Source organism: Halomonas cerina, from assembly GCF_014192215.1.
GTDB lineage: Bacteria > Pseudomonadota > Gammaproteobacteria > Pseudomonadales > Halomonadaceae > Halomonas > Halomonas cerina.
This window is the reverse complement of sequence record NZ_JACHXP010000014.1, coordinates 54,632-69,506: the sequence shown is the minus strand read 5'-3', so window position 1 is coordinate 69,506 and position 14,875 is coordinate 54,632. Positions and strand designations below refer to the sequence as shown.

General features: G+C 66.9%; 12 protein-coding genes. 6 read left to right on the top strand and 6 right to left on the bottom strand.

Features of this window, described 5'->3' with window-relative positions; translation table 11 throughout:
• Positions 1 to 315: 315 nt before the first annotated feature.
• Positions 316 to 1,914, top strand: a complete 1,599-nt coding sequence (locus FHR94_RS13815; RefSeq protein WP_183326310.1) for an isocitrate lyase — start codon at positions 316 to 318, stop codon at positions 1,912 to 1,914.
• A gap of 218 nt (positions 1,915 to 2,132) precedes the next feature.
• Entirely contained in the window at positions 2,133 to 2,600 is a 468-nt protein-coding gene (locus FHR94_RS13810) for a glycine zipper 2TM domain-containing protein (protein WP_183326309.1), read from the top strand.
• A gap of 94 nt (positions 2,601 to 2,694) precedes the next feature.
• On the opposite strand, the gene FHR94_RS13805 is transcribed toward FHR94_RS13810, so the two are convergent.
• A complete protein-coding gene (locus tag FHR94_RS13805) occupies positions 2,695 to 2,976 on the bottom strand; it encodes a hypothetical protein (protein WP_183326308.1) in 282 nt (93 codons plus the stop codon).
• Between the two features lie 214 nt (positions 2,977 to 3,190).
• On the opposite strand from FHR94_RS13805, the gene FHR94_RS13800 reads away from it, so the two are divergent.
• Entirely contained in the window at positions 3,191 to 3,673 is a 483-nt protein-coding gene (locus FHR94_RS13800; protein ID WP_183326307.1) for an FKBP-type peptidyl-prolyl cis-trans isomerase, read from the top strand.
• Between the two features lie 113 nt (positions 3,674 to 3,786).
• Here the strand turns inward: FHR94_RS13800 and FHR94_RS13795 are convergent, their stop codons facing one another.
• Together FHR94_RS13795 and FHR94_RS13790 are read right to left on the bottom strand one after the other, a co-directional pair.
• Complete coding sequence (locus FHR94_RS13795) at positions 3,787 to 4,416, bottom strand: CDP-alcohol phosphatidyltransferase family protein (protein ID WP_183326306.1); 630 nt, start codon at positions 4,414 to 4,416, stop codon at positions 3,787 to 3,789.
• A gap of 1 nt (position 4,417) precedes the next feature.
• On the bottom strand, positions 4,418 to 6,622 hold the full coding sequence (locus tag FHR94_RS13790) for an FAD-dependent oxidoreductase (RefSeq protein ID WP_183326337.1): 2,205 nt from the start codon (positions 6,620 to 6,622) through the stop codon (positions 4,418 to 4,420).
• A gap of 154 nt (positions 6,623 to 6,776) precedes the next feature.
• Between FHR94_RS13790 and msrA the strand changes: the two genes are divergently transcribed.
• Positions 6,777 to 7,394: a peptide-methionine (S)-S-oxide reductase MsrA gene (gene msrA, locus FHR94_RS13785; RefSeq protein WP_183326305.1), complete on the top strand. Its 618-nt coding sequence runs from the start codon at positions 6,777 to 6,779 to the stop codon at positions 7,392 to 7,394.
• Between the two features lie 50 nt (positions 7,395 to 7,444).
• On the opposite strand, the gene FHR94_RS13780 is transcribed toward msrA, so the two are convergent.
• Positions 7,445 to 8,068 carry an NlpC/P60 family protein gene (locus tag FHR94_RS13780; RefSeq protein ID WP_425485385.1) on the bottom strand — a complete coding sequence of 208 codons (624 nt, stop codon included), beginning with the start codon at positions 8,066 to 8,068 and terminating at the stop codon, positions 7,445 to 7,447.
• A gap of 184 nt (positions 8,069 to 8,252) precedes the next feature.
• Positions 8,253 to 10,712 carry a DUF1266 domain-containing protein gene (locus FHR94_RS13775; RefSeq protein ID WP_183326304.1) on the bottom strand — a complete coding sequence of 820 codons (2,460 nt, stop codon included), beginning with the start codon at positions 10,710 to 10,712 and terminating at the stop codon, positions 8,253 to 8,255.
• Positions 10,713 to 10,926: 214 nt separating this feature from the next.
• On the opposite strand from FHR94_RS13775, the gene FHR94_RS13770 reads away from it, so the two are divergent.
• Together FHR94_RS13770 and gabT are read left to right on the top strand one after the other, a co-directional pair.
• The gene (locus FHR94_RS13770) at positions 10,927 to 12,372 is read left to right on the top strand and encodes an NAD-dependent succinate-semialdehyde dehydrogenase (RefSeq protein ID WP_183326303.1); all 1,446 of its coding nucleotides are present in this window, start codon (positions 10,927 to 10,929) and stop codon (positions 12,370 to 12,372) included.
• A gap of 34 nt (positions 12,373 to 12,406) precedes the next feature.
• Positions 12,407 to 13,705, top strand: a complete 1,299-nt coding sequence (gene gabT, locus FHR94_RS13765; protein WP_183326302.1) for a 4-aminobutyrate--2-oxoglutarate transaminase — start codon at positions 12,407 to 12,409, stop codon at positions 13,703 to 13,705.
• A 92-nt stretch (positions 13,706 to 13,797) separates the two neighbouring features.
• Here the strand turns inward: gabT and FHR94_RS13760 are convergent, their stop codons facing one another.
• Complete coding sequence (locus FHR94_RS13760) at positions 13,798 to 14,868, bottom strand: ion channel (RefSeq protein WP_183326301.1); 1,071 nt, start codon at positions 14,866 to 14,868, stop codon at positions 13,798 to 13,800.
• Positions 14,869 to 14,875: the final 7 nt, after the last annotated feature.

Sequence of the window (14,875 nt, the reverse complement as noted above, 5' to 3'; positions counted from 1 at the left end):
TCTGTAGTCGAGTTACAACGCTGCCTGCCCCCAAGGATCAATTGTTTATGCCCACCATGCCAGGCCATAGTGGCTGCCAAGACGAGTGAGGGAGCCGCCGGAGCAGACACGTGACGTGTCGTTAAGGGCCTCTTCCCTCACTCACCTGGTTCGACCAAGGGCTTAGTGACAGGTCTTGGGAACACGAGGAACCTGACAGAACTTCGCAGATGCAGCATAAGGCATGGCCGAATGGTGCAGATGGCGAGTCCCGCGGTGGCGACGTCGCCCCCAAGGCGGCAGCGTCGACGAGAGTCTCAGAGAGAGGATGGCCCCATGGCAGCATATAACGACGAACTCAAGACCCTGGCCCAGCTGCGCGAGGCCCAACGCGGCAAGTGGGATAACATCAACCCGGAACACGCCGCCCGTATGCGCGTGCAGAACCGCTTCCAGACCGGCCTGGACATCGCCCGCTACACCGCCAAGATCATGCGCGAGGACATGGCGGCCTACGACGCCGACAGCGCCCAATACACCCAGTCGCTAGGCTGCTGGCACGGTTTCATCGGCCAACAGAAGCTGATCTCCATCAAGAAGCACTTCGGCCACACCAAGGGGCGCTACCTCTACCTTTCCGGCTGGATGGTCGCCGCGCTGCGCTCGGAATTCGGCCCTCTGCCTGATCAGTCCATGCACGAGAAGACCAGCGTGCCCAGTCTGATCGAAGAGCTCTACACCTTCCTGCGCCAGGCCGATACCTGGGAGCTCAACCACCTGTTCCGTGATCTGGAGGAGGCCAAGCAGGCCGGCGACCAGCCCAAAGCCGACGAGATCGTGGCCAGGATCGACAACCACGAGACCCATGTGGTGCCGATCATCGCCGATATCGACGCCGGGTTCGGCAATGCCGAGGCGACCTACCTGCTGGCCAAGAAGATGATCGAGGCGGGCGCCTGCTGCATCCAGATCGAGAATCAGGTCTCCGACGAGAAGCAGTGCGGTCATCAGGCCGGCAAGGTCACGGTGCCCCACGAGGATTTCATCGCCAAGCTCAACGCCGTGCGCTACGCCTTCCTGGAACTCGGTGTCGAGGATGGCGTGATCGTCGCCCGGACCGATTCCCTGGGGGCCGGCCTGACCCAGAAGATCGCCGTGACCCACGAGCCGGGCGACCTGGGTGATCAGTACAACAGCTACCTGGACGGTGAGGAGATCACCAGTGCCTCCGACATCGATAACGGTGACGTGGTGATCAAGCAGAACGGCAAGCTGGTCAAGGTCAAGCGCCTGGCCTCGGGCCTGTACGAGTTCAAGCCGGGCACCGGAGAGGACCGGGTGGTGCTGGACTGCATCACCAGCCTGCAGAACGGCGCCGACCTGCTGTGGATCGAGACCGAGAAGCCCCACGTCGGCCAGATCGCCGGCATGGTCAACCGCATCCGCGAGGCCTGCCCGGATGCCAAGCTGGTCTACAATAACTCGCCCTCCTTCAACTGGACCCTGAACTTCCGCCAGCAGGTGTTCGATGCCTGGGAGCAGGAAGGCAAGGATGTCTCGGCCTATGACCGTGACGACCTGATGAACGAGAAGTACGACGAGACCGAGCTCGCCGCCCAGGCCGACGAGTGGACCCGCAACTTCCAGCGCGATGCCTCCCGCGAGGCCGGCATCTTCCACCACCTGATCACCTTGCCGACCTACCACACCGCGGCCCTGTCCACCGACAACCTGGCCAAGGGCTACTTCGGTGATGAGGGCATGCTGGCGTATGTGGCGGGCGTGCAGCGCCGCGAGATTCGCGAGGGCATCGCCACCGTCAAGCACCAGGACATGGCCGGCTCCAACATCGGCGACGACCACAAGGAGTTCTTCCACGGCGAGGCAGCCCTCAAGGCCGGCGGCAAGGACAACACCATGAACCAGTTCGGTTGAACCGGCCGCCGGACAAAGGCGGGAACTTTCGGGAGGCCAAAGGCCTCCCTTCTTGCATATTGCCAAGGAGTTCGGGGGACTAGGCACTCTTTGTCCGGTGCTCTGGTCAACGCGGGCGACGCAGGATAGACTGGTTATCAAACAGCGTTCTGCAACACGTTGCTTCCCGTCTGTATTTCCCGGCAATGCATGCATCCGTCAAGCGAAGGAGAGTTCCCGTGAAACGCCTTGTTCCTATCCTGGCCCTCGGCCTACTGACCCTGGCCGGCTGTGCCAACACCGCCCCCTATGGAGGCAACGTCTATACCGGCAACCAGGCCAAGAGCGCCCAAAGGGTGACCTACGGCACCATCACGGCGCTGCGCCAGGTGCAGATCCAGGCCGACAGCCGTGCCGGCGGCCTACTCGGCAGCGGCGGCGGCGCGGTCATCGGTGGCCTGCTCGGCAATCAGGTCGGCGGCGGCTCTGGGCGCCAACTGGCCACCGTGGCCGGTGCCCTCGGCGGTGCCGTGGCCGGCAGCAAGATCGAGGAATCCACCAACCGGGTCACCGCCTGGGAGATCGAGGTCCGCCAGGACAACGGTCAGAACGTGGTGATCGTGCAGAAGGCCGATCAGCCCTTCCAGGTGGGGCAGCGCGTGCGCATCGTCGGTAGTGGCAGCACCGCCAGCGTCGTTCCCTACTGATGATTTTTTGCCAGTAAGCGAAAGGCCCGCGGAGCGATCCGCGGGCCTTATCGCATTGGGCGGAAGCCTATCCGCTATCGCCCTGTCTGGATCATCAGTGCAGATCGACCTTGTTCATGGCCCAGCCGGCCAGTTTGCAGCCGATCAACGCTACCAGGCCGATGATGATCACGCTCATCAGCATGTCCACCGGGCGTACCAGGTAGGTCGCCACCAGCACGGCGATGGCGGGGCACCAGACCCAGCGGTCATCCTCGCTGCGCAGCACGGCGGGAAGCAGCTTGTCGAGCGCCTTGCTGACGGTGGCCTCCCAGCGATGGAGGCAAAGGAACAGGATCACGGCGAAGCCGATCAGCCAGATCAGGATCGAGGTCATGGGATCTCCACAGGGTCATGTCGGAAAGCTACGGGAATGTGACGACCTGCAAAGGGTATCCCCGCCTGGGGGGTCACGCAACCGCCCTGCCAGGGCGTGAACACGACTCAGGATCAGGCGCCGTAACCTGAAAAATGTCCCTCGCCCCTGACAGCCGCGGGGGCCGCGCGTTACCATATCCAGTCACATGCACACATCAAAGGTTCAACCCTCAATGCAGATTGCGCAGAACGCCGTTGTCGCCTTCCATTACACCCTGACCAACGATGCCGGGGAAGTGCTGGACAGCTCGGAAGGCCGCGAGCCGCTGACCTACCTCCACGGTGCCGGCAACATCATTCCGGGCCTCGAGAAGGAGCTTGAGGGTCACACCGTCGGCGACAAGCTCCAGGCCAAGGTCTCGCCCGAGGAAGGCTATGGCGAAGTGCAGCCACAGCTGGTCCAGGAGGTCCCGCGCGATGCCTTCCAGGGTGTCGAGAGCGTCGAGCCCGGCATGCAGTTCCAGGCCCAGACGCAGGGCGGTCCGCTGATGGTCACCGTCACCAAGGTAGAGGGTGACACCGTCACCGTGGACGGCAACCACCCGCTGGCCGGCCAGCAGCTGAACTTCGATGTCGAAGTCGCCGAGGTCCGCGAAGCCAGCCAGGAAGAGGTCGAGCATGGCCATGTCCATGGCGAAGGTGGTCACGAGCACTGATCGGTCGTCACGGCATCCCCCTGCGGTCTCGGCCGCAGGTCGTAGGAAAGGGGGCAGCCACTGGCTGCCCCCTTTTACATGCCTGAGCGGCATGCCCACGCCCGCCTCACCGCTCAGCTACCCTTCCCCGGCAATGCCTTGAGGGTGCCGTAGCCGCCCCACAGGCGCATCGCGGTCGTGATCAGGCAGGCCGTGGCGAACAGGCTGGCCAGCATCGGGAAGTGCGACGGCCACAGGCAGAACACCACGAAGGCCAGCACGGTTTCCGTCCCCTCGGTCAGCCCATGCAGATAGTAGAAGGCCTTCTCCTGGAAGCGCGGCCGGTCCAGCCCGTGCCGAACGGCCATGATCGCGAAGGCCAGGAAGGAGGTCCCGGTACCGATGAAGGCGAACAGCAGGAAGGCGGCGGCCAGGGCGTTGGCCGCCGGGTCGGCCAGGGCGAAGCCCAGCACCACCGCGGCATAGAAGACGAAGTCTAACCCGATGTCGAGGAACCCCCCGGCATCGCTGGTGTTATGGGTCAGCCGCGCCAGGGCGCCGTCTAGGCCATCGCCCAGGCGATTGAGCAGGATCATCGCGAGCGCCCAGCCATAGGCCTCCATGGCCAACAGCGGCAACGCCAGTCCCCCCACTGCAAAGGCCATGAGGGTCACCTGGTCGGGACGCAGTCCGATCTTGGCCAGTCGATGGGCCAGGCGCAGCAAGGGCCGCTGGGTCAGCGGCATGGTCCAGCGATCCAGCATCTCAACTCCCGGTGGTCTTGCTGACTTCAGCAGACTCGCGTGAGGGGGTCGCCCGGCCCCGTCGCCAGGCAAAGTAGCGCTCGAGCCAGCGCAGCACGCGCTCGGGCTTGTGGGCATTCTTCCACACCCCTGCCGTCGCCTTCACCGCCTCACTGCGAGTCGGATAGGGATGGATGGTACCAAGCAGCTTGTTCAGGCCGATGCCCCGGGTCATGGCCAGGGTAAACTCGGCCAGCATCTCCCCGGCCCCCTGGCCGACGATCGTCGCGCCCAGCAAGCGGTCCTTGCCCGGCACCGTCAACACCTTGACGTAGCCTTCCCGATGACCGTCGGCGATGGCGCGATCCAGGTCGGCGAGCGAGTAACGCGTGACCTCGCAGGCGATGCCCTGCTCGAGGGCCTCGCGCTCGTTGAGCCCGACCCGCGCCACCTCCGGGTCGCTGAAGGTGACCGCCGGCAGGGCCCGATAACTGACCCGGAAGCGTTTGAGTTCACCGAACAGGGCGTTGACGGTGGCATGCCAGGCCTGGTGGGCGCTGGCATGGGTCAGCTGGTAGGGGCCCGACACGTCGCCACAGGCCCAGACGTTGGGAAGCACCGACTGGAGGGTGTCGTCCACGGCCAGGGTGCCGTCGGGCCGCGTCTCCACACCCAGCGCCTCCAGGCCCAGCCCCTCGACGTTGGCCTGACGCCCCACGGCCACCAGCAGGCGGTCGAAGGACAGGGAGCTTTCGGTCTCGCCACTAGCCACCACCAGGCGATGGCCAGCACCGTCCGGCTCAGGGACCACCCGCAACGCCCGGGTCGCCAGGCGGACATCGACCCCCTCCTCGTCCAGGCGCGCCTCGATCTCGGCGGCCACGTCGCGGTCTTCCCGGGGCAGCAGCTGATCGCCCATTTCCACCAGGGTGACGTGGCTGCCCAGGCGGGCGAAGCTCTGGCCGAGCTCGCAGCCGATCGGCCCGCCGCCGAGGACCAGCAGCCGCCCGGGCAGAACCTCGAGCTGCCAGAGGTTGTCGGAAGTCAGCACCTCGATCGCCTCCAGACCCGGCAGCGGTGGCACTCGAGGCCGGGCGCCACTGGCGATGATCACGTGGCGAGTGGTCAGCAGCCGTTCTCCCGTCGCGTCGCGGATCCCCACCCGCCAGGGATCCGCCAGTCGGGCCTCCCCCGCCATGACCTTGACCCCCAGCCCCTCGTAGCGCTCCCGGCTGTCGTGGGGCTCGACCTCGCGAATGGCGCCATGGATGTGCGCCATGACCGCCGGGAAGTCCACGCTCGGCGCGCCCACCTGGATCCCGTAGCGCGGCGCCTCGCGAATCTCGTGGGCCACCCGAGCCGCGCGGATCAGCGCCTTGGAGGGCACACAGCCGGTGTTCAGGCAGTCGCCGCCCAGGCGATCGCGCTCCACCAGCGCCACCCGCGCCTTGACCGCGGCGGCGATATAGCTGGCCACCAGGCCCGCCGAGCCACCGCCGATCACCACGATGTCGTGATCGAAGCGCCTCGGCCGCGCGAAGCGCCGGGCCAGCCGGCGGCGCCTGGCGATGCTCACCAGGGCCCGGGCCAGCCAGGGGAAGAGCCCGATCAGGACGAAGGAGCCGATCAATCCCGGCGAGAGGATCCCGGCGAGCGACTCGAGGTGGCCCAGTTCACGGCCGGCATTCACGTAGACCGCGGTACCCGGCAACATGCCCAGTTGGCTGACCCAGTAGAAGGTGGTCAGGCGCATCCGGGTCAGCCCCATTACCAGGTTGATGACGAAGAAAGGAAACAACGGGATCAACCGCAAGGTGAACAGGTAGAAGGCCCCTTCCCGCCGGATACCGGCATTGATGCGCTCGAGTTGGATGGCGAAGCGTTGCTCTAAGGGTTCCCGGGCCAGGGTGCGGGCAATCAGCGCCGCCAGGGTGGCGCCCAGGGTGCTGGCGAAGGAGATGATCACCAGCCCCCAGCCGAAGCCGAACAGAGCGCCCCCGAGCAGGGTCAGCAGGGTCGCGCCGGGCAACGACAGCGCCGCCATCACCACATAGATCACGAAGAAGCCGCCGGCCACGGTGAAAGGTTCCTCGGCCAGCCAGGCCTGGAACCGGGCCTGCTCGGCCTTCAGATTGTCCAGGGTCAGCAGCTGGTCGGCGCCGCTAAGGAAGAACGCCACGAAAGCGAGGGCGATGAGGCTAAGCAGTATCAGGCGTCGCTTGGTCAAGTCGGTCACTCCCTGTGAATCTCCCATGTCCAGATTGGACACCGCCCTCGGTCGCGTCGGCACGAGAATCCTTACAGCCTTGTCTAGACTAGGAGTGTAAGGATTCCCACTTTCATTGGACTATCGCTACATCCTTCCGACAAGGAGCAACGCCATGACCCGCAAGACTCCTGGCCACCTGTTGGGTCCCATCATGCTCGTCGCCATGCTGGCCGCCCCCGCGCTGGCCGCCGACACCGAGAGCGCCGTCTTCGCCGGCGGCTGCTTCTGGTGCATGGAAGAGGCCTACGACAAGGTCGAGGGCGTGGTCGAGACCACCTCCGGCTTCAGCGGTGGCCACGTGGACAACCCGACCTATGAGCAGGTCGCCGCCGGTGGCACCGGCCATATCGAGGTGGTCAAGGTCGAGTACGACCCCGACGCGGTCGACTACGATACCCTGCTTCACGTCTTCTGGCGCAACATCGACCCCTTCGCCGTGGACCGCCAGTTCTGCGACGAGGGCCACACCTACCAGAGCGCCATCTTCCCCATGAACGACGCTCAGCGCGAGCAGGCCGAGGCCAGCCGCCAGGCGGTGGCCGAACGCTTCGACCAGGACATCGCCACCCGGATCATCGATTTCGAGGCCTTCTACCCGGCCGGCGACTACCATCAGAACTTCTATAAAAAGAACACGCTGCGCTACAACTACTACAAGTCAGCCTGTGGCCGTTCCGAGCGGCTGCACGAGATCTGGGGCGACGAGGCCGAGGCGACGGGCACTTCCTGATGCCCAGCGGATGGTCTGCTGGCGAATCGTGGCGCGCTGTAGGCGCCGGCTCAACCCTCGACACGCTCGACGAGGCGCTGGGCGAGCAACGCAGGCGCCAGGGCACGGCGTGCCTGCCAGAAGTGACGTTGCCAGTAGCGATCGTCGAGGTCCGAGATCATCACGCCCCGCGAGGTGGAGGCGTGCAGGAAGTGCCCATCGCCGATGTAGATGCCGACATGGCGATAGCGACCCGGCGGGCGGAAGAACACCAGGTCACCCGGGCGCAGCTCAAGACGATCGACCGACACTCCGGTATGGGCCTGCCCGCCGGTAGTGCGCGGCAGCGCGAGACGGAAGGTGTCGCTGAACACGCTCTGCACCAGGGCCGAGCAGTCGATGCCCCGCTCGCTCTCGCCACCCAGCCGGTAGGGGGTCCCCACCCAGTGTTGGTGCTGGGCCAGCAGGGCACGGCGAATCACCGCCGGCGGCGGGTTCTGCAGGTGCCGAGCCTCGAGGATCGGATTGTCCACCGGCGACATCATCGGGTCCCAGCCGCGGGGCAGGCCGGGCAGGTCCCGGACAAAGTACGCTTCTACCGGGCCCGGTTCGGCCTCCGGTCCCGCGGCACAGCCGGTCAGCCAGACCAGCACCACCAGTATCGCAGCGGCAGGGCGCAACATATTGACGATCAACGGTTTTTCCTCGTCTCACCGGGTCGCTGGACATCGTCGCCGGGGTGGTGGAGCCATCGAGGCCCACCGCCGATGCGACCTGACGGCGGCTCACCAGGTAGCGGCCAACGTCCGACAGGCGGAAGCCGGTCATGGCAAAGCCTCGCATCATAGCCAACGCCGTCGGGCTTGGCGATAGTCAAGCTCAATGCAGCAGATGGCTGTCTCCCGGCAGGGTATCGACATGCAGCGGTGCCCAGTGGCTCGCTCGTGCCCCGGGGAAATCCAGACTGGCCCAGCTGCCGGCCAGGGGCGGTGCCCCGCAGAGCCAGGCCACCAAGGCCTGGCGCAGGCCGGCCAGGAAGGCCTCCCGCTCCGGCGTCTCGCCCATGAAGAACGAGAAGCCCGCATACAGGCCCCGGGCATACTCCTCCCAGCCACCGTAGTGACGCGCCGCCAGGGCATGAGCCCGCTCCAGCAGGTGCCGGAACGCCGCCTCGTCGAGCCAATCCAGCTGACGGCCGGCGATCGCCAGGTCCACCGCCTGGGCCAGATCCCAGGCGGCCAGATCCAGGTCGTTGCAACCGTCCTCGTCGTCCCTTACCCGCTGCAGGCGCAGCAGGTGGTTGCGCTCCTCCTCGTTGCACTCCCCGCTCTCCAGAGTGGCAATCTCGGAGGCCAGTCGCGCTCGGTTGAGGGTGTAGGGGGCATAGTTGATCTGGTACTCCTGGCGATCGCCGACCTCCAGCAGGTAGTCGATGAAGTCGGCGAGTTCCGTCGCGGTATGCAGACCATAGTGGTCATCTACCCACTCCCGGATGGCGGCGCACTCGCGCTCGCTCTCGGGGTGCGGTAGGCTCCAGGCGGCACTGTTGAGAGGGCCGACCAGGGACATGGCGGTGAAATGGGTCAGGCTCGGTCGCGGTCCTGGTTCCTGCCAGGCCCCGCCTCGCCAGTCGAGCCAGTGGAACAGGCTGCCCGGGTCCTCGAGGTGCCAGCGAATCTCGAGCACCAGCGACGGTTGTTCCGGCTCCGGCAGCAGCGCCTCCCACTGCGCCCAGGCCTCGAGCAGGCGCCGGGCTCCGGAATAGAAGCGGCACAGCGAGCCTTGCAGCGCCTCGGCGAGACCGGCCAGGCGTCCCTCGTCGAACAGGCCGCTGTCCATGGCCATCTGCAGGTGGAAGGCGTACTTCTCCGCCATGTGGATGGTCGCCGCGTGGCGGCTGCCACGTCCCAGGTCGTCACGGCTCGCCAGCGCCTCGTCGGGAGGGTGGCCGAAGGGAGTCTCCGCCGGCGGCAAGGCACCATGGGCCGCGTCGGCCGCCAGCTGGTTCAGGTGATGCGCCTGGGCCGGCAGCCAGTGCCGGGCCAGGGCCTCGACGCCCTCCTCGCCGTGCAGGTCCAGGGTCTCGGCCAGGTAGCTGCGGGCATCCTGCCGACGGGGCTCGGGCAGCGCAGACGGCTTTCCCTGCCGTGTCGCCAGCTCCGGCTCACGCACCGCGGCCAATGCCAGCACCCAGTGACGTGCCGGCTGGCGCCAGGCGCGTATCGCCGCCCGGGACGCTTCAAACTGCTCGGCCTCGATCAGTCCCTGCAGCGCGACCTTCCAGGGGCTCACCGGCGACTGCAGCAGCAGGCACCAGTCGGCCTCGAGGCTGGCCAGCAGGTCGGTGCCCTCGAATAGGCTGCGGCCACGCTGGTAGGCCCGGGCCAGAGCCGCCCAGTCGCTGTAGCGGCGCTGGATCAGGTCGGCCCCGTGCAGGGCGAAGTGGCGGGCCTCCGTCGCCTCGAGCCAGCCCAGGCAGGCCCCGGCCCATGCCAGGTCGATCAGGCGCAACCAGTCCCAGGCGGCCCACTCCAGGGGCTCGCCCTCCGTCACGTAGCCCAGCAGCACGCGAGCGGCGGCACGCTCATGCGGGGCACGTGCCTCGAGCCAGCGTCGCCGCTCATCGCTCCCGGCCTCGAGCAGGCGCAGGGCGTCAAGGTCCCAACCCTGGCGGTCCCCCTGGGCCGCCAGCCACAGCAGAGCACGCACCAGATCATCACGGCCGGTGATCTCCCAGCCCTCCTTGAGCCAGGCCTCGACATCCTGCCAGTCCCGTGCCTCGGCCGTGGCCTCCACCACCGGCGAGAAGGCGGCGCGCAGCCGCCAGACCCGGGCCTCGGCTTCCTCGGGCCAGAGCGGCAGCAGTCGCCGCTGGATGGCCAGCCACTCGACCAGCAGCTCCCAGGTGACCCCCTCCCCTTCATGTTCGAGGACCGCCAGCGCTTCCGAGGCTTCGCCGAAGCCGTCGTCGCCGAGCATCCAGCCCAGGGCGCTGCGCGACTGGCGCAGCGCCGCCAGCCAATCATCCAGACTGGCGTGATGGGCGATGATCTCCTCGGCCAGCCGCTGGGCCCAGTCCCGGGCCCGGGTCTCGCCGAGCCAGCCGGCCGCTCCGGCCAGGGCCGCCAGCTCCAGCCCCCCCAGCAGCTGCGAGGAGTCGGGCTGCCCCGTGTCGAAAGCCTCCAGCAGTCGCCAGCCGAGCTCGCCCCGGTCGACGACACCCAGCTCGGTCAGGCGGGCTTCGGCCGTTTCCGGCGCCAGGGTCAGGGGGTCGGGGGTGAAGGCCCAGTCACACAGCACCAGCTGCTGGGCCCACCAGGCATTCAGGGGATCGACCAAGGCTCACCTCGCCATGCAACAAACAGAATTAAAGGGCGGCGTCGGGCGCCGCCGGAAGTCGGCGAGATAGTGTAACGGAAAGCCATGTCCCCCGCCGACGTCCACGCCCCAGGGAGGTACAAAAACCCTAGGGGAAAGGCGGGAAAGGCTTGGCGCGTTGTTTTAAATAATGCACACTCGTCAAACAAGATAGTCACCCTCATTGGGAGATCCCATGACCACGGAATCCGAGCTGCTCATCGACAAGGCGTACGTGGCCGGCCAGTGGCGCGACGGCGTGCGCCGTTTCGTCGTGACCAACCCTGCCACCGGCGAGGTCCTGGCCGAGGTGGCGGACCTCACGGCCGAGGAGGTCCGCGAGGCGGTGGCCGCCGCCGAGGCCGCCTGGCCGGCCTGGCGCCGCACCACGGCCAAGGTGCGCGCCGCGCTGCTGCGGCGCTGGTACGAGGCGATCATGGCGCACCAGGAGGCCCTGGCGCGGCTGATGACACTCGAGCAGGGCAAGCCGCTGGCTGAGTCCCGTGGCGAGGTGGCCTATGGCGCCGCCTTCGTGGAGTACTATGCCGAGGAGGCCAAGCGCGTGGCCGGCGAGACCCTGCCGAGCCATGGCGTGGACAAGCGCATCCTGGTGTTTCGCGAACCGATCGGCGTGGTCGCGGCCATCACCCCCTGGAACTTCCCACTGGCGATGATCACCCGCAAGTGTGCCCCGGCCCTGGCCGCCGGCTGCCCGGTGGTGATCAAGCCGGCCGAAGCCACGCCACTGACCGCCCTGGCCCTGGCCAGGCTCGCCGAGGATGCCGGCTTCCCCGCCGGGGTGATCAACGTGGTCACCGCCGCCCACCCGGCGGAGATCGGCGAGGTGCTGACCACCGACCCGCGGGTGCGCAAGATTTCCTTCACCGGCTCCACCCCGGTGGGCAAGACGCTGCTCGCCCAGTGTGCCGGCACCGTCAAGAAGGCCTCCATGGAGCTGGGCGGCAACGCGCCCTTCATCGTCTTCGACGACGCCGACCTGGATGCCGCCGTCGAGGGCGCCGTGGCCTCCAAGTACCGCAACTCGGGACAGACCTGCGTGTGCACCAACCGCCTGCTGGTCCAGGCCGGCGTCTATGACACCTTCGTCGAGAAGTTGGCCGCCCGGGTGGGGGAACTCAAGGTCGGCAACGGCCTCGAGGACGGCGTCGCCCAGGGCCCGCTGATCAACGCCGCCGCCGTCGACAAGGTGCAGTCTCACATCGCCGATGCCCTCGAGAAGGGGGGGCGCCTGGTCTGCGGCGGCGAGCCCCACGCTCTGGGGGGCACCTTCTTCGAGCCCACGATCATCGCCGACGTCACCGAGGAGATGCGCGTGGCCCGGGACGAGACCTTCGGCCCGCTGGCCCCGGTGTTCCGCTTCGAGACCGAGGAGCAGGCCATCGCCATGGCGAATGCCACCGAGTTCGGCCTCGCTGCCTATTTCTATGCCCGCGACTATCGCCGCATCTGGCGTGTCATGGAAGGGCTCGAATATGGCATGGTGGCGGTGAACGAAGGCATCCTCTCCACCGAGTTGGCGCCCTTCGGGGGAGTAAAGGAATCGGGCCTGGGACGCGAAGGGTCGCGCCACGGCCTGGACGAGTACACTGAACTAAAATACGTCTGTGTCGGCGGCCTCTGATCGCCCGCCACGTCTTACCAAGGAGGCAGGATTCATGAACAACGCTCAGCTCAACGACCTCAAGCAGCGCTATGTGGCCAATGGAGCCGCGAGCCCGGCCACTCAGTTCGCCGATCGTGCCGAGAACGCCCTGGTGTGGGACGCCGATGGCAACCGCATCATCGATTTCGCCGGCGGCATCGGGGTGCTCAATATCGGCCATCGCCATCCCAAGGTGGTCCAGGCGGTCAAGGACCAGCTCGACCGCGTGATGCACACCTGCCAGACCGTGATGCCCTACGAGGGCTACGTGAAGCTGGCCGAGAAGCTCAGCCAGATCACCCCGGTGCGTGGCCATGCCAAGGTGATGCTGGCCAACTCCGGCGCCGAAGCGCTGGAGAACGCGGTGAAGGTCGCCCGCGCCGCCACCGGCAAGAATAACGTCATCTGCTTCGATGGCGGCTACCACGGCCGGACTTTCATGACCATGGCCATGAACGGCAAGGTCGCCCCCTACGCCACCGACTTCGGGACCATGCCGGGCAACGTGTTCCGCGCCCCCTACCCGGTGCCCTACCACGGCGTCAGCGAGGACGAGGCCCTGCGTGGCCTGAAGATGGCCCTGAAGACCGATGCCAACCCCAAGGACACCGCGGCGATCGTGCTCGAGCCGGTGCTCGGCGAGGGCGGCTTCTACCAGGCCCCGGCCAGCTTCCTCAAGGCGATCCGCGAGATCTGTGATGAGCACGGCATGCTGATGATCGTCGACGAGGTCCAGAGCGGTTTCGGGCGCACCGGCAAGATGTTCGCCATCGAGCACAGCGGCGTGGAGCCGGACATCATCACCATGGCCAAGAGCATGGCCGACGGCATGCCGATCTCCGCGGTGGTCGGCACCGACAAGCATATGGACGCCTCCGGCGGCAACTCGCTGGGCGGCACCTACACCGGCAGCCCGGTCTCCTGTGCCGCCGCCCTGGCGGTGCTCGAGGTGTTCGAGGAAGAGCACATCCTCGACAAGAGCCAGGCGCTGGGCGACAAGCTGGCCAAGCGCTTCGCCCAGTGGCAGCAGGACTTCGACTGCGTCGACAATGCCCGCAACCTGGGCGCCATGGCCGCCGTCGACCTGGTGTCCGACAAGGCCAATCATACCCCGGATGCCGACCTGGCCGGCGCGGTGTGCAAGAAGGCCCGCGAGAAGGGGCTGATCCTGCTCTCCTGCGGCCTGTACGGCAACACCATCCGCTTCTTGATGCCGGTCACCATCGAGGACGAGGTGCTCGAGGAAGGCCTCGCCATCGTCGAGGAGTCCCTCAAGGAACTGGTGGGCAGCAAGAGCGCCGCCACCGCCTGAGCCGCGGTGCCACGCTAGCGTGACCCTCACCGCCCGGCTGGCGACAGCCGGGCGGTCTGCGCTCAGAGCAAGCCCTCGCCACGCCTCGTCCGTCAGGCCTCACGCGCCTCGTCGGCCAGATGGCTGACCAGTTCCTCGGCCGTGAGGCGCTGGGCGGCGATGTAGAACACCTCGTCGTCGGCATCCAGCAGGATAGTGTCATCGGGATTGAGGCGCGGATGCAGGTCCCCCGCCTGTTTGATGGCAATCAGCGAGGCCCGACAACGCCGTCGCAAACGGTCGGCCACCCGATCGACCGACAGCGGGGAGGACAGCCTCGCCAGGCGGGTCATGTACTGTGTCTGCTCCTGGTCGGCATCGACAAGCTTGCGCATGACCTCCTCGCTGCCGGGGTCGAGGGCCGCCTTGACCAGCATCTTCTGATGCAGGGAGGGAATCACGTTCACCTTGGGGCAGTGCACCTCGAGCAGGCGGCCGACCATCTGATTCTTGACGTAGGCGGTGATGATGCAGCGCTCAGCCACGATGGTGGCCAGGTGCATGCAGACCAGGTTGGTCTCGCTGTCGTCCTCGACGTCGACCACCACCAGCGCGGCATCCTTCACCGCGGCCCGCGCGTAGAGGGTCTCATCGGTCAGGGAGGCGGCCCGGCAGTACTCCACCCCCAGTTCCAGGAAGGGATTGCGGTCCGGCGCCGTGGCATCCACACACAGCGCCACCAGCTGTCCCGCCCGGGCCTCTTCCCGGACCTGTCTGACGAGCGACTCGGTGTAGGCATTGAAGCCGACGATGACGATATGGTCCTGCTGCATGATCGATTGCTCCCCGTGAAGGCGCCTGGTGAACTGCGAGATGACCAGGGCCGAGGCCTTGCCCAGCAGGGTGGCGAACAGCCCGATCCCTACCGGAATGATGAAGAAGACGACCATCAGCTGCCCGCCCGTCGATACCGGCGAGGCGTCGCCGTAGCCCACGGTGGAGACGGTGACGATCATGTAATAGAGGAAGGTCGCCAGGGAGGCGACCAGCGCCTGCTCGCCGGTCAGGGCCAGCCCGAGCCAGGCGAGGAGCAGGTAGGCGAGGAGCAGCAGTCCGAGCAGCCGCCAGCCCATGTCGGCGATGCCGCGTACCAGCGCCGCGCTGAGTCGTTGCAATAGGTACATGGCATTC

Coding starts and splice junctions, on each gene's coding strand:
- FHR94_RS13815 (WP_183326310.1), top strand. CDS start 316: ATGGCAGCATATAACGACGAACTCAAGACCCTGGCCCAGCTGCGCGAG.
- FHR94_RS13805 (WP_183326308.1), bottom strand. CDS start 2,976: ATGACCTCGATCCTGATCTGGCTGATCGGCTTCGCCGTGATCCTGTTC.
- FHR94_RS13800 (WP_183326307.1), top strand. CDS start 3,191: ATGCAGATTGCGCAGAACGCCGTTGTCGCCTTCCATTACACCCTGACC.
- FHR94_RS13795 (WP_183326306.1), bottom strand. CDS start 4,416: ATGCTGGATCGCTGGACCATGCCGCTGACCCAGCGGCCCTTGCTGCGC.
- msrA (WP_183326305.1), top strand. CDS start 6,777: ATGACCCGCAAGACTCCTGGCCACCTGTTGGGTCCCATCATGCTCGTC.
- FHR94_RS13770 (WP_183326303.1), top strand. CDS start 10,927: ATGACCACGGAATCCGAGCTGCTCATCGACAAGGCGTACGTGGCCGGC.
- gabT (WP_183326302.1), top strand. CDS start 12,407: ATGAACAACGCTCAGCTCAACGACCTCAAGCAGCGCTATGTGGCCAAT.
- FHR94_RS13760 (WP_183326301.1), bottom strand. CDS start 14,868: ATGTACCTATTGCAACGACTCAGCGCGGCGCTGGTACGCGGCATCGCC.